Source organism: Streptosporangium pseudovulgare (assembly GCF_014648055.1).
GTDB classification, from domain to species: domain Bacteria; phylum Actinomycetota; class Actinomycetes; order Streptosporangiales; family Streptosporangiaceae; genus Streptosporangium; species Streptosporangium pseudovulgare.
In genome coordinates, this window is sequence record NZ_BMQJ01000023.1 from 64289 (window position 1) to 78316 (window position 14028).

Sequence of the window (14028 nt, forward strand, 5' to 3'; positions counted from 1 at the left end):
ATGGCGCGATGGGAGGAAGTGGCGGAAGGTAGAGCCTGCACCACCTGGACGCGGGCGCGTGCGTCCTTTCGCAGCACAGCGACCACTTCTAGCGTGAGGAACGCCCATCCACGAAAGGAACGCCGCTGTGCCCGATCCCTACCGCGACCAGCCTGCCCCACGGCGACGCCCGCTCTCCTTCGGCCGCCTCGTGCTGCGTGCTGTTTTGTGGTGCCTCCTGGTGCTCGCCGCCGCCGCGAACATGGTGGCTTCGCTTTCCGGGATGTCGACGTTGGTACGGCTGGCGTTCGGCATGACGGGGGTGGCGTGCGTGGTCCTGCTGGTCATCGACAGCATCCGAGCCCGTCGCCACCGTTGAGATCCCGCCAACGAGCGGGCACGTGGGGATGACCGGCCTGGCAACGGCTCGTCACAGCACGGCCAGGAACGAACAGACACCATGCGAGGCAACCCACGACGGCAAGCCCAAGCGGGACACCAGCCGCACTCGCGGGGCAGTAAATTCGCCGCTACATCATCTGGCGGAATAATCGCGCCGTCTATGAGCGTCTCGGCACGATCGTCGCACGGGCCGACGTCGCCTGAATCGTGTGACGGTCCGGCGATAGACCTGTCGGGGCTCGTCTGGCCACCCGATGAGTGCGGCCCTGTGAATTTACCGCAGCACCATGGGCTGCCCGGGATGACGGTAGTGATGGAGCTCCCAGGGGTCGTGGGCGCTGAAGATCGACACTTGGTCGCCATGGTGGCGGAGGAGTTCGCGTAGCCGAGCCTGAGTGCCGAGTCTGAGATCGTGGTGAACTTCTGAGCTGGTTTGCACTAGGTCCAGGAGCGGGTGAGGGTGGGGGGCGTCACCGAGTTCCCGATGGTAGTAGTAGGCGTCACCGCAGTGCAGGAGCCAGCGGTCGCCGTCCTGGACCGCCACTCCGGTGTGGCCGGCGGTGTGGCCGCCGAGCGGAACCAGGCGGATCTGCGGCGGAAGGCCCTGGGGCTGCAGGGACGTGAAGCCGAACCAGTCCTTGCCGGAGCCGGTGGGATAGGTCACCCAGTTCGGGTGGTGCGCCCAGTGGGCCGGGCGGTAGCGGAAGCTGGGCGCCTGGCTGGTCGCGGCTTCGAGTTCGGCCGCCAGGACGTGGACCTGGGCGGTGGGGAAGTCAGGCAGGCCACCGCAGTGGTCCACATCGAGGTGCGTCACGATGATGTGGCGTACGTCGGCGGGGTTGTACCCGAGCCGGGCGATCTGGCGGATGGCGGTTTCCTGCTCGTCCAGCACGGGCTCGGCCATCTCGACCCAGTCGGCGCCGAGGGTATGGCTGGGGTTGCGTACGTCGTCCAGGCCGAGACCGGTCTCGATGAGGACCAGTCCTTTGGAGTCGGTCTCGACCAGCAGGCAGTGGTTGACGGCGTGCGCGGGGGCCGGGCCCGGGTAGGTGGCTTCGATCTGCCGTACGGACCCGCAGTTGAGGTGATGGATCTGCATGGCGGCTAGCCTGCTAGTTGAAGCGAGGTTCAAGTCAAGGAGGCATGGTGGGCGAGCAACTGCTGGACATCGCAGAGGTAGCCGAGCGCTCCGGACTGGCGGCGTCGGCGCTGCGGTTCTATGAGAAGCGGGGCCTCGTCGCCTCGGCGGGCCGCAACGGGTTGCGCCGGACCTATCACCCCGGGGTCCTCGATCACCTCGCCTTCATCACCTGCGCACGCGGCGCCGGGTTCACCATTGCCGAGATCGCCGGATTCCTGCGGGCAACCCCCGGCGACCTGGAGCTGCGTACCCGCATGATGCGCAAGGCCGAGGAACTGGAGGAGGACATCGCCCGCTTGATCCGCATGCGCGACGGTCTCCGCCACGCCTCGACCTGCACGCACGAGCCGCTCGTGGAGTGCCCCGACTTCAAGCGCACCTTCCAACCCGGCACCCCTTCCGACTCCCTGGGGCCAGTCCCGGTAGATCAGGCTTGATCCCGATACACCCTGTTCTTGCGGCGAAGGCTCCCCGTCAAACGGGCCAGAGCCCCTGGTCGCCCTTCCTGGCTTGGGAGCCACCCTGGGAGCCGCTCGGACGGACGATCATGAACTGAGCCGTACGGACCTGAACAGCCGGAGTCCTGAGGAGCAGCATGGCGAATGGCTCTGAACGATCCCGGTCATCGTTCGGGGACCTACGGATGAGAAGGTCAGGGGTTCGAGTCCTCTCGGCCGCGCGGCAGGTCAGAGGCCCTCCGGGATCACCCCGGAGGGCCTTTTTCGTGGCCGTACAGCAGCGTTGTACAGCAACGCCGTCTTCTGAGCGGTCGGCTGCAGGGTTGTCCGCTCAGGCACCGTGGCCATTGTCCGGCGTCCCAACGGGGGTGGGCGGACAGTCGTGCGGGTCGATTGACACGGCGGCGTTCTCCAAGAGTGGTTCGGGTTCGTCCTCGCCGGTGCGGAAGGTGAAGCCGACGTCCCCTGCACTGGTCCGCGCGGGTCCTGCCGTATGCCCGTTTGCGGGTCCTCCTGCCCTCGGCTGTGGTGACCCGGACATAGCCGGCCCAGCCGTCCCTGTACGGGAAGGCCGAGCCTTCGCCGTTCGCGCGCCTGCCCATGCCCGGCCTCGGTTCTTCGTGCGTCCTCCGGTAGATCGGACATTCGTGTTCGAGTTATCCATACCCATGGGGGGTTCCGGAATACCCACGGGGGGTATATGGTTGGCGGCAGATGAGGAGGACACGATGAGACGCCTTCAAGCACTTGACCCGTCGGAAGCCCCCGACAGGTCCCGCGAGATCCTGGGTGACATCGTCGCCAGGCGCGGCGGGGTGGGCGACATGGTGGCCACGATGGCCCACTCGCCCGCACTGCTCCAGGGCTACTTGGACTTCTCCCGCGCGATCAAGCGGGTGAAGATCCCCCGCCCGCTGAGCGAGAAGATCTCGCTCGCGGTGCAGGAGTGGATCGGTTGCGCGATGTGCTTGTCGGCGCACACCAAAGCGGCGCGAGCGGCGGGGCTCAGCGAAGGGGACATCGAGCTGGCTCGCCAGGGCACCTCGACCGACGCGCGCGAGGCCGCCTTGATCGCCGTGGCCGTGCGGGTGCTGGCCGAGCCCTCCTCTCTCTCCGACGAGGACGTGGCCGAGCTGCGAGCCCATGGCTGGAGCGACCGGGTGATCGCGGAGATCGTCGGCCTGGTGTCGCTGAACCTGTTGACCGGCGCCTTCAACCTGTTGATCGGGCTTGAGCCCGATGAATGACAAAGCGGCTCACCTGCGGCGACTGCGCCGGGTGGAGGGGCAGGTGCGAGGCCTGCAGCGGATGGTGGACGACGACAAGTACTGCATCGACGTCCTGACCCAGGTCTCGGCGGCCATCAGCGCCCTGCAGTCCTTTTCCCTGGTCCTCCTGGAGGAGCACATGGCCCACTGCGTCGCGGAGGCGACGCGGAAGGGCGGCGCCGAGGCGGACATCAAGATCAAGGAAGCGGCCGACGCGATCGCGCGCCTGGTCCGTTCGTGAGAGTCACGAGACGAGAGGTGATCGTCATGGCCACCGCCACCTACACCGTTAAGGGCATGACCTGCGGACACTGCGTCAGCTCCGTCAAGGAGGAGGTCGGCGAGGTCGCCGGCGTGACCGAGGTCGACGTCGATCTGGCCACCGGGCTGCTGACCGTGACGAGCGAAGGCCCGGTCGACGCGGCGCGGATCAGCACCGCGGTCGAAGAGGCCGGATACGAAGTGGTGAACCCATGAACGCCGCAGCGAAGCTCGGCGCCTACATGGCGGGCCTCGCCGTGGTCTTCGGCGGAGCGCTCGGGCTCGGCAACGTCGTCGGGCCGCTGGGCGGGGAGCCGGCGAAGCCGAGCCATGGCAGCGGTGGCCACGCCGTGGCGGCTCCGGCTCCACAGGTCACCGCAGGCCACGGAGAGCACGCTGCTCCCGCGCAACAGGTCGAGAACGATACCCCCGGAGGGCTTCAAGTGTCCGAGAACGGCTACACCTTCACCCCGCTCACCACGGCGATCAAGCCGGGCGAGCCGACAGACCTCCGGTTCACCGTGACCGGCCCTGACGGCAAGGCGGTCACCGACTACCAGGTCCAGCACGACAAGAAGCTCCACTTCATCGTCGTCTCGCGTGACCTGGGCACCTTTCAGCATCTCCACCCGGTCGAGGCCGGCGGCGGCGTCTGGTCGGTCAAGCTGACGCTGCCCGAGGCGGGGGCCTACCGGGCCTTCGCCGACTTCGCGCCGACCGGCGGTCAGGCCCTGACGCTCGGCGGCGACCTGCTCGTCGCGGGCGACTACACGCCCAAGGCGCTGCCCGCGGCCAGCCGTACGTCCGAGGTCGACGGCTACACCGTCACCCTCGACGGCGAGCTGCTCCCCGGCAGGCAGAGCAAGCTGACCCTCAAGGTCAGCAAGGACGGAAAGCCGGTCACCGACCTGCAGCCCTACCTCGGGGCCTACGGGCACCTGGTGGCCCTGCGCGGCGGCGACCTGGCCTACCTCCACGTACACCCCGACGGCGAGCCCGGCGACGGCAGAACCCAGCCCGGTCCGGAGATCGTCTTCTACGCCGAAGTGCCCAGCCGCGGCGACTACCGGCTCTTCCTCGATTTCCAGCATGAGGGCAAGGTCCGGACAGCCGACTTCACCCTCGGAGCCGAGCAGGACCCCACCGTGGAGCCGAGCGCGGAGCCCACGCCCGGCTCCACCGGGCACGGCGCCGGCCACAAGCACTGACAGCAGGACGCACAGAAAGGAGCGGTGATGTCTCCGCTTACCGATGACCAGCGCCAAGGCGCCATCGAGCTGTCCATTGGTGGCATGACCTGCGCGTCGTGCGCCAACCGGATCGAGCGCAAGCTGAACAGGCTGGACGGCGTCACCGCGACGGTCAACTACGCCACCGAGAAGGCGAAGGTGACCTTTCCCGAGGGCATCGACCCGCAGCAGTTGATCGCCACGGTGGAGTCGGCCGGCTACACCGCGGCTCTCCCGGCCCCGCCGAAGGCGGAGTCGGACCAGGAGGTCCAGGAGGTCCAGGAGCCGGAGAACGAGCTCCGTCCACTGCGCAACCGCCTGATCACGAGCCTGGTGCTGAGCGTTCCGGTGATCGCGATGGCGATGATCCCACCGCTGCAGTTCACCAACTGGCAGTGGTTGTCGCTGACGCTGGCCGCTCCGGTGGTGGTCTATGCGGGCTGGCCCTTCCACAGGGCCGCCTGGACCAACCTGCGGCATGGCGCGGCGACCATGGACACCCTGGTGTCCCTGGGCACGCTGGCCGCGCTCGGCTGGTCGCTGTGGGCTCTGTTCTTCGGTACGGCGGGCGTACCGGGTATGACGCACCCGTTCGAGTTCACGATCGCCCGCAGTGACGGCTCCGGCAACATCTATCTTGAGGCCGCCGCCGGTGTGACCGCGTTCATCTTGGCCGGACGCTACTTCGAGGCGCGATCCAAGCGCCGCGCGGGAGCGGCGTTGCGCGCCCTGCTCGAACTGGGCGCCAAGGAGGTCGAGCTCGTCGACGGCCGGCGGGTTCCCACCGACCAGCTCAACGTCGGCGACCTCTTCCTGGTCCGCCCGGGCGAGAAGATCGCCACCGACGGTGTGATCGAGGAGGGTACCTCCGCCATCGACGCCTCCATGCTGACCGGCGAGTCGGTCCCGGTGGAGGTACGGCAGGGCGACCCCGTCACCGGCGCCACCGTCAACGCGGGCGGGAGGCTGATCGTCAAGGCCACCCGCGTCGGCTCCGACACCCAGCTGGCCCAGATGGCCAAGCTGGTGGAGGATGCCCAGACCGGCAAGGCCCAGGTCCAGCGGCTGGCCGACCGCATCTCGGGCATCTTCGTCCCGATCGTGATCGCTCTGGCGCTCGGCACCCTCGGCTTCTGGCTCGGCACCGGGTCCGGCGCGGCGGCGGCCTTCACGGCCGCGGTGGCCGTACTGATCATCGCCTGCCCCTGCGCGCTCGGCCTGGCGACGCCGACGGCCCTGCTGGTCGGCACCGGCCGGGGTGCTCAGATGGGCATCCTGATCAAGGGCCCGGAAGTGCTGGAGTCCACCCGCAGGATCGACACGATCGTCCTCGACAAGACCGGCACCGTGACCGAGGGCAAGATGACCCTCACCGACGTGCTCCTGGCCGAGGGCGAGGACCGCGACGAGGTCCTCAAGCTCGCCGGGGCCCTGGAGCACGCCTCCGAGCACCCGATCGCCCAGGCGATCGCCCGCGCCGCGCAGTCCACCGCCACGGTGGAGGACTTCGCCAACGTCGAGGGCCTCGGTGTGCAGGGCGTCGTGGACGGCCACGCCGTCCTGGTCGGCCGGCCCAAGCTGCTGGCCGAGTGGTCGCAGCACCTGCCCGTCGAGCTGGAGCGTGCCTTCCAGGAGGCCCAGGCGGCCGGCCGTACGGCTGTCGCGGTCGGCTGGGACGGCCAGGCCCGGGCCGTCCTCGTGGTGGCCGACGTGGTGAAGCCGACCAGCGAGGAGGCCATCCGGCGACTGCGGGCGCTCGGCCTCACCCCGGTGCTGCTCACCGGCGACAACGAGGCGGTCGCCAGGACCGTCGCGGCCGAGGTCGGCATCGACGAGGTGATCGCCGAGGTCCTGCCCAAGGACAAGGTGGACGTCGTCAAGAAGCTCCAGGCCGAGGGCAAGACGGTGGCGATGGTGGGTGACGGCGTCAACGATGCCGCCGCGCTCGCCCAGGCCGACCTCGGCCTGGCGATGGGCACCGGAACGGACGCGGCGATCGAGGCCTCGGATCTCACCCTGGTCCGCGGCGACCTTCGAGTGGCCGCGGACGCGATCCGGCTCTCCCGCCGGACGCTGGGCACCATCAAGGGCAACCTGTTCTGGGCCTTCGCCTACAACGTGGCCGCCCTGCCGCTCGCGGCGCTGGGCCTGCTCAACCCGATGATCGCGGGAGCGGCGATGGCCTTCTCCAGCGTCTTCGTGGTCACCAACAGCCTGCGCCTGCGCAGCTTCACGTAACAGGACGCCGGTGGCCGGTGGCCCGGGATTCCCGGGCCACCGGCCACCGGATTGCTCGAAAGGAGGGACGGACATGGTCGCGGTGTGGCTGCGCCGGACGATCCCCTGCCTCTCCACGGCTACCGAGTCCATCCCGCCCCTCCGATGACTCCGGGGGCGGGGCGCATCAGACCCGCCCGTGGAGGCCCGTCATGTCGGCCCTGTTCACGCAGGCCTTCGTCACCCTGCTCGTCATCTTCGACCCGCTTGCCGCCATCCCGGTGTTCCTCACCCTCACCCGGCACCAGAGCCCGTCCGGGCAGCGCAGAACAGCCCGGGTCTCGGTGCTCGTGGCCGCCGGGATCGTGACCGTCTTCGCCGTCGCCGGCAAGAGCCTGCTCGACGCACTCGGAATCTCTCTCCAGGCGCTCCAGGTGGCCGGCGGCGCGCTGCTCGCCCTGATCGCGCTCGACCTGCTCAAGGCGGACTGCGCCCGCGACCGCGCCGCGGCCGAGAGCGGTGGCGTGGCGTTCGTCCCGCTCGGCACGCCTCTGCTGGCCGGACCCGGCGCCATCGCGGCGACCATGCTCTACATGGAGAAGGCCGGAAGCGCCCCCGCCGTGGTGGCGGTAGCCCTCGCCCTGGCTGCGGCACTGCTGCTGACCTGGCTGACCCTGCACTTCTCGCCCTTCATCGGGCGGCTGCTCAAGGACAACGGGCTCAACCTGGTCACCCGGATCATGGGGCTTCTGGCCGCGGCCATAGCCGTGGAGCTCATCGCCGGGGCGATCCTGCACTGGACCTGAGGCGATACGGCGGTCCGGCGCCGGAGGCCGCAAAGCCTCAGACATGACCCGATCCGTCGCCTTGTTATACCCCCCTTGGGTATGTTACGTTCCTTGCGCCTCAGATACCCCCCTCGGGTATCAACTGAAAGGAGAACGTCGTGTCTACCGTTAATCCGCGTCGGTGGTGGGCGCTCATCGTGCTCGCCGCCGCGCAGTTCATGGTGATCATGGATACGTCCATCATCGGAGTGGCCCTGCCGGACATGCAGCGCGAGCTGGGCTTCACCGACAGCAGCCTGCAGTGGGTGTTCAACGCCTACGTCGTCGCCTTCGGCGGCCTGCTCCTGCTGGGCGGCAAGCTCTCCGATCTGCTCGGCGCCCGCAAGGTCTTCACCACCGGCTGGGTCGTCCTGACCGCCGGCTCGGTCATCGCCGCGGCGGCGGGCACCGTGTGGGTGGAGATCCTGGGACGCGCCGTCCAGGGCGTCGGCGGAGCCCTCATCGCCCCCGCCGCGATGACGCTGCTGATGATGCTGTTCGGGCACAACCCGCGTGAGCTGGGCAAGGCCATGTCCCTGTACGGCGCCGCCGCACCCGCGGGCGGTACGGCGGGCGTCTTCCTCGGCGGCGTGATCACCGAGTACCTGAGCTGGCCCTGGGTGTTCATCGTCTACATCCCGATCGGCCTGGCCACGCTGGCCGCCGTCCCCGCGCTGCTGCCCAAGGCCGCGGGCAAGCGCGGGTCGGTCGACTGGCTCGGCGCGATCGCCGCGACCGCGGGCATCGCCCTCGCCGTCTACGCGATCGTCACCACCGACTGGCTCGCCGGAGTCGGCGCCGCCGTTCTCCTGGTCGCCTTCCTGCTCATCCAGCGCTCGGTCCGCGAGCCCCTCATGCCGCTCGCCATCTGGAAGACCCCCGGCCTGGCCGCCGCCAACCTGGCCATGGCACTCCTGGGCGCCGCGTGGATCCCGATGTGGTACTTCCTCAACCTCTACCTGCAGAAGACCCTCGGTTACGGCTCCTTCGCGAGCGGCGCGGCGCTGCTGCCCATGACCATCGCCGTCATGATCTTCATGGTCGGCATCACCGCCAGGCTGCTCGGCCGCTTCGGCGCGAAGCCGCTCATCGTGCTGGGCCTGGGCGTCCTCGCCGTGGGGATCGCCGGTCTGAGCCTGGTCGGTGCGAACGGATCGTTCGTCACCGATGTGCTGCCCGCGAGCCTGATCGCGGCGGTGGGCATGTCGTTGGCCTACATCCCCGCGATGATGTCGGCCATGTCCGGTGTGCGGCCCGAAGAGGCGGGCCTGGCCTCCGGCATCGTGAACACCACGTACAACGTGGGCTCCGCGCTCGGCCTGGCCGTGATGACGGCCATCGCCACCGGCCAGGACTCCACCAACGCGGCCTTCGTCGGCGCGGCGGTGGTCGCGGCGATCGGCGCGGTCGCCACGGTGGCGTTCATGAGGCGGCCCAAGGCCGTCGCCCAGGAGGCGCAACAGCCGGCGACCCTTGCGTGAGGAGAACCCACTCTCAGATACCCCTAGGAGGTACAGTGATGAGATAGGGGGAGGGAGCGGACATGGCTGGATACGGCACCGCCAGACAAGACCATCTCCGGCGTCTGCGCCGGATCGAGGGTCAGACCCGTGGTCTGCAGCGCATGGTCGACGACGACAAGTACTGCATCGACATCCTGACCCAGGTGTCCGCGGTCACCAGCGCGCTCCAGTCGTTCGCCCTCTCCCTCCTGGAGGAGCACCTGGCCCACTGCGTGGCCGAGGCCACCAGAAACGGCGGTCCCGAGGCCCAAGAGAAGATCAAGGAGGCCTCGGACGCCATCGGAAGACTTGTCCGTTCCTGATTCTTCGAAGTACATCGAGAGAGTGCCGCCGCCTACGCCGTCAAGGGCGCACCGGGCCTGATCCGCCCCTTCGGTTCGTACATCGCCGGCCCCGTGGCGCAGAGCAGGAGCACGAGAGCCGGAATGGCGTGGATCGCGACGGAAGGACTCCGCAGCCCGTCGAGATCCACGCCAGAGGCCGCCACCCCCGCCGGGTACCACATTCAGAGATCTTGAGACTCGGCTCCGTGGCGCGGTGCAGCGGCTTCGTCGTCGTCGTGTGACCTGTTCTCTGACGTACGATCCGGTCGTGTCGGTCGGGGCTGTGAGCATGACGGAATGATCGCGACCCCTGGTGACCATGCCTGGTTCTCCCACGAGCGCTTCCCCGAGCTGGCGGAGGCCTACTGCTTCACCTACGTCCACGGCCTGACACCCGGGCAACTGGTGGTCCGGCTCGGTGGCAGGCCAGAGGATTTCACGCCCATGACGCTTGGGGAGCTGATCGAGACTCGCCACGGGAACAGCTACGACACCGCGTTCCTCGGTGTCACGACCATGGGCGACTGGGTGTTCGCCGTTGAGCCCAACGGCGGGCTCGGCGTCGATGAAGAGATCATCACTTCGTTGTCGGCGGGAACCCGCCTCATCTCCCATTTCCGCGACGTCGAAGGCGTCGAGTACTTCTACTGGAGCGAAGACGGAGAGATCCGGTTCTGCTTCATCGCCGATGAAGGGTACTCGGAAGAGGCACCGGAGGAGATCGTGGAGATCATGCAGCGGATCGGCGCCGACCGCGGACACCTCCACCCCAGCGACGGGCCGGCGTTCCTCCTGGCCGAGCATCTCACCGGCATCACGCTGACACCGGAGCTGCTGGAGGGGTCCACCTACCTGTGCGGAGTCACCCCCGAACCGAGGTGAGCAGGATCCATCGTCTGCGACCCCCTCGGGGCGGTCGCAGCCGGTGGATCACGCCGCTGCGAGCTCCCGCAAGATTCACCGGGGGCGCCGTTCCGCGCGGACCCGCTGCACCAGGCCACCGGGATGAAAAAGCTTCACCGGAGGTTCAGACCGCGTAGACGGGGGCGAGGTCGACGAATATGCGGTAGTCGGTGATCAGGCCGTCGTCGCGGGTGTGCCAGATCGACACGGCTACGGCGCTGGCGTCCTTGCCGTCGAGTCGCCGGTAGGTCACCTCGGTCTCGGCGATGACGTCGGCGTCCACCTGCCAGTTTCTGACGATCCGGTGCCGCAGGCCGCCGATGGTGGAGTAGAACGCCCGCAACCCGGCGACGATGGCCTCGCGTCCCGCCAGCGGTTCGGCGTTGCCGAACACCAGCGTGGCATCTTCGGCCAGCAGCCGGGCGAACTCGTCGGGGTCGAACGAGTCGACCACCTGGAAAACGCGTCGTACCACGTCGTCGGTCATGCCGTCCCTTTCCCGCACGGCCGGGAGCACTGGTGGGGACGATACGGGGCGAAGGACGGCGTACAACTATCGCCAGGGTGGGGATCCCGTCGCCGTACGAGCCGTATGACTCGTCGGAGTTCTCCGGACCTGCGCGCCGTGTCGCGGTCGGACAGGCGGTCGGTCGCATCCGGACGGGTGAACGCCGGTCAGCCTGCGCGACCCCGCCGCCGGAGCGCCGCGCCGAACGGGATCCGACGAGCTCGCCGGGAAGATCCGCTGCCTCGCCGGGGGAGCGACGGCTTCGGCCGCTCCCGCCCCGCGTCGGTCACGTCTCTTCGGCCTTCGGGCCGACCAGGGGAAGTCAGGTCTGGAGATCCGGGATCCGGGACCTGATCGCCGAACGGTGCACGTGAGTACGGCGGTTCACGGACAGGGCGCGGTCCAGGTCGTCGATGAGGTCCACGGGGTTCTCCAGTCCGATGGACAGGCGGACCAGAGCCGGGGTGGGGCGGGCGTCGGAGGCCACCGGACGGTGGGTGAGCGCGCTCGGGTGCTGGATCAGGGAGTCGACGCCGCCCAGTGACACCGCGTGCGTGAACACCCGGACGGCTGAGGTGAGGCAGGCGGCCTGGTCGTAGCCGCCGCGCAACTCGATCGACAGCATCGCGCCGGTGCCGTTCATCTGCCGCCCGATCAGCGGATGGTCGTCGGCGGGATAGTGGAGGCGGGTCACGTCCGGACGGTCGGCGAGCCAGGCGGCGACGGCGCGCGCGTTCGCCTGCTGGGCGCGTACCCGCACCGGCAACGTCGCCAGCCCGCGATGCAGCAGGTAGGCGCCCAGCGGATGGAGCAGTGCGCCGGTGATCGCGCGTACCCGGCGCAGTGCCGCGGCGCGCTCCTGGTCGCAGGCGATCACACCCGCCACCACGTCGCCATGCCCGCCCAGGTACTTGGTCGCGCTGTGCAGCGCCATCGCGGCACCGAACTCGAGCGGGTTCTGCAGCACGGGCGTCGCGAACGTGTTGTCCACCAGCACCGGCACCCCGTCCGCCGCCGTCACGACGGAACGTATGTCGACCAGATCGAGCGTGGGGTTGGCGGGAGTCTCCAGCACGACCAGCGCGGTGTCGCGGCGGATCGCCGCGGCCACCGCCGTGCCCGTGCCCTCGCAGAACGTCGTCTCGACGTCCAGCAGGCCCGATGCCAGCAGGTGATCGGTGCCGCCGTACAGGGGGCGGACGGCCACGACATGGCGTCGCCCGGTCTCCCGCGTCGCCGCCAGCACCGCCGCCGTCAGCGCCGCCATGCCGGAAGAGAAGGCGACCGCCGCCTCCGCGTGCTCCAACCTCGCCAATCCCGCCTCGAACCGCGCCACCGTCGGGTTCCACAGCCGTGCGTAGACCGCCGTTCCCTCCGGATGGCCACCGGAGGCCAACGTCTCGTAGGCGTGTCCTCCGGTCTCGATGTCCGGCAGTGGGTTGGTCGAGGAGAGATCGATCGGAGGCGCATGCACCCCGAGATCCGCCAGATCCTCACGCCCAGCGTGTACGGCGACGGTGTCGGGATGAAAAGAACGGGAGGTCATGGCCCGACTGTCGGGGAATCGCCAATCATTCTCAAGATATGTTGCGGAAGATGGCCTGTTTCCGGATAGTCGGTGCGGAATCCGTAAACAGGAGGGTCGATGTCGCGACGCGTACCGCAGGATCCACAGCTCGACGGCACCGACCTGAAGATCCTGGCGGCCCTGTCCCGGGACGGCCGCCTGACCAACGCCGCGCTCGCGGCTCAGGTCGGTGTCGCCGAGTCGACGTGCGCCTATCGGGTGCGCGCGCTGCGCGCTTCCGGTGTGATCACCGCCATCCACGCGCACATCGACACCGCCGCGCTGGGCCGTCCGCTGCACGCGATCATCCGGGTCCGGCTGGGCGGCCACAACCGCGACCCGGTCCGCACCCTGTTCGATCGGCTGGTCGAGACACCCGGTGTCCTGGCGGTCTTCCACGTCAGCGGTGACGACGACTTCCTCGTGCATGCCGCCGTCGCCACCCCACAGGACCTCCGTGACCTGATCCTCGAACGGATCACCGTGCATCCCGGCGTACGGCAGACGCAGACGCAGCTCGTCTTCGAGGCCCGCACCGGCGTCGGCGTCCTGCCGCCCTCCCCGGCCCTCGAAGACAGGAAGGCGACCAGGCCCACCCGGTAGTGAGCGGCCGCGTTCGTCCTCCGCGGCCGCGTTCGTCCTCCAGGGCGACTTCGTCCAAGCCGGTGGGCGCCGGGCGTGCGGAGGAGCTCCAAAGGGCGTGCCACGCGGTAGGCGCCGCTTCGCGTCAGGCCCTGGAGGGCCGCTGCCTCTGGGAGCCGTCGGCCGCGAGCGGGAGACCGCCCAGCGACAGAGCGCTCGGTGGAGGCAGGGCCCCGTGAGCCGCCTCGGCGCGGAACGACTGGAGCAGGTACGCCACCAGGCGCCGGGACGCGGCACCGTCATGCGGCAGCGCGGTGACCAGACCGCAGTGGGCCAACAGGGCCACGGCGAGGTCGGAAGGGTGGAAATCGGCCCGCAGCGCGCCCGCCGTCTGGGCTCTGCGGACCAGGGTCATGAGGTCCCGCTCGGCCCGTTCCCGGGCCTGCGCGTGTTCCGCCGCGCTGTCCGGGAAGGCCGCGACGAACGCGGCCGGGAACCCCTGTTCCTCCCGCTGAAGCTCGCAGACCGTCTCGACCAGCCGCTGGAAGCCCCGCCAGGGGTCGGGGTCGGCCAGCGCCTCGGTGAGTGCTCGGCCGCATGTTTCCGCCTGCTGCGCGAACGCGGCCCGCACCAGGGCGTCCCGGGTCGGAAAACGCCGGTACAGCGTCGCCACGCCGACCCCCGCCCGTCGGGCCACGGTCGCCATGGGCGCGTCGATCCCGTGCTCGGCGAAGACCTCACGGGCGGCGACGAGGATGCGCCCCCGGTTGCGCCGGGCGTCGGCCCGTAGCTCCGGGCCCGCGATCCGAGAGGATTCCTCCACCACTGTCTCTCATCTCC

General features: G+C 69.3%; 16 protein-coding genes. 12 read left to right on the forward strand and 4 right to left on the reverse strand.

Going from position 1 to position 14028, the window contains the following annotated elements:
* Positions 1–127: 127 nt before the first annotated feature.
* Complete coding sequence (locus tag IEZ10_RS33055) at positions 128–358, forward strand: hypothetical protein (RefSeq protein ID WP_189250441.1); 231 nt, start codon at positions 128–130, stop codon at positions 356–358.
* A gap of 297 nt (positions 359–655) precedes the next feature.
* Here the strand turns inward: IEZ10_RS33055 and IEZ10_RS33060 are convergent, their stop codons facing one another.
* On the reverse strand, positions 656–1480 hold the full coding sequence (locus tag IEZ10_RS33060; RefSeq protein ID WP_189250442.1) for an MBL fold metallo-hydrolase: 825 nt from the start codon (positions 1478–1480) through the stop codon (positions 656–658).
* A gap of 47 nt (positions 1481–1527) precedes the next feature.
* Here IEZ10_RS33060 and IEZ10_RS33065 point away from each other — a divergent pair, with 47 nt between their 5' ends.
* From IEZ10_RS33065 to IEZ10_RS33110, 10 genes are all read left to right on the forward strand, one after another.
* Positions 1528–1959 carry a MerR family transcriptional regulator gene (locus IEZ10_RS33065; protein WP_189250443.1) on the forward strand — a complete coding sequence of 144 codons (432 nt, stop codon included), beginning with the start codon at positions 1528–1530 and terminating at the stop codon, positions 1957–1959.
* A 749-nt stretch (positions 1960–2708) separates the two neighbouring features.
* Complete coding sequence (locus IEZ10_RS33070) at positions 2709–3227, forward strand: carboxymuconolactone decarboxylase family protein (RefSeq protein ID WP_189250444.1); 519 nt, start codon at positions 2709–2711, stop codon at positions 3225–3227.
* Complete coding sequence (locus IEZ10_RS33075) at positions 3220–3489, forward strand: metal-sensitive transcriptional regulator (protein ID WP_189250445.1); 270 nt, start codon at positions 3220–3222, stop codon at positions 3487–3489. The genes IEZ10_RS33070 and IEZ10_RS33075 overlap by 8 nt, the downstream gene beginning before the upstream one ends.
* A gap of 26 nt (positions 3490–3515) precedes the next feature.
* Positions 3516–3725, forward strand: coding sequence for a heavy-metal-associated domain-containing protein (locus tag IEZ10_RS33080; protein ID WP_189250446.1), 210 nt, complete (start codon positions 3516–3518; stop codon positions 3723–3725).
* Positions 3722–4717 (forward strand): DUF8832 domain-containing protein, encoded by a 996-nt coding sequence (locus IEZ10_RS33085; protein WP_189250447.1) that lies wholly within the window; start codon positions 3722–3724, stop codon positions 4715–4717. The genes IEZ10_RS33080 and IEZ10_RS33085 overlap by 4 nt, the downstream gene beginning before the upstream one ends.
* Positions 4718–4744: 27 nt before the next feature.
* Positions 4745–6976, forward strand: coding sequence for a heavy metal translocating P-type ATPase (locus IEZ10_RS33090; RefSeq protein ID WP_189250448.1), 2232 nt, complete (start codon positions 4745–4747; stop codon positions 6974–6976).
* Between the two features lie 191 nt (positions 6977–7167).
* On the forward strand, positions 7168–7761 hold the full coding sequence (locus tag IEZ10_RS33095) for a MarC family protein (RefSeq protein ID WP_189250449.1): 594 nt from the start codon (positions 7168–7170) through the stop codon (positions 7759–7761).
* A gap of 140 nt (positions 7762–7901) precedes the next feature.
* Positions 7902–9263: an MFS transporter gene (locus IEZ10_RS33100; protein WP_189250450.1), complete on the forward strand. Its 1362-nt coding sequence runs from the start codon at positions 7902–7904 to the stop codon at positions 9261–9263.
* Between the two features lie 62 nt (positions 9264–9325).
* On the forward strand, positions 9326–9607 hold the full coding sequence (locus IEZ10_RS33105; RefSeq protein WP_189250451.1) for a metal-sensitive transcriptional regulator: 282 nt from the start codon (positions 9326–9328) through the stop codon (positions 9605–9607).
* Between the two features lie 318 nt (positions 9608–9925).
* The gene (locus IEZ10_RS33110) at positions 9926–10510 is read left to right on the forward strand and encodes a DUF6461 domain-containing protein (protein ID WP_189250452.1); all 585 of its coding nucleotides are present in this window, start codon (positions 9926–9928) and stop codon (positions 10508–10510) included.
* A 145-nt stretch (positions 10511–10655) separates the two neighbouring features.
* Here IEZ10_RS33110 and IEZ10_RS33115 read toward each other — a convergent pair whose 3' ends face one another.
* Both IEZ10_RS33115 and IEZ10_RS33120 read right to left on the reverse strand, forming a co-directional pair.
* Entirely contained in the window at positions 10656–11018 is a 363-nt protein-coding gene (locus tag IEZ10_RS33115) for a nuclear transport factor 2 family protein (RefSeq protein WP_189250453.1), read from the reverse strand.
* A 343-nt stretch (positions 11019–11361) separates the two neighbouring features.
* Positions 11362–12585, reverse strand: coding sequence for a trans-sulfuration enzyme family protein (locus tag IEZ10_RS33120; protein WP_189250454.1), 1224 nt, complete (start codon positions 12583–12585; stop codon positions 11362–11364).
* Between the two features lie 99 nt (positions 12586–12684).
* Here IEZ10_RS33120 and IEZ10_RS33125 point away from each other — a divergent pair, with 99 nt between their 5' ends.
* On the forward strand, positions 12685–13209 hold the full coding sequence (locus tag IEZ10_RS33125) for an Lrp/AsnC family transcriptional regulator (RefSeq protein ID WP_189250455.1): 525 nt from the start codon (positions 12685–12687) through the stop codon (positions 13207–13209).
* Between the two features lie 124 nt (positions 13210–13333).
* Here IEZ10_RS33125 and IEZ10_RS33130 read toward each other — a convergent pair whose 3' ends face one another.
* A complete protein-coding gene (locus tag IEZ10_RS33130) occupies positions 13334–14011 on the reverse strand; it encodes a TetR/AcrR family transcriptional regulator (RefSeq protein WP_189250456.1) in 678 nt (225 codons plus the stop codon).
* Positions 14012–14028 lie beyond the last annotated feature (17 nt).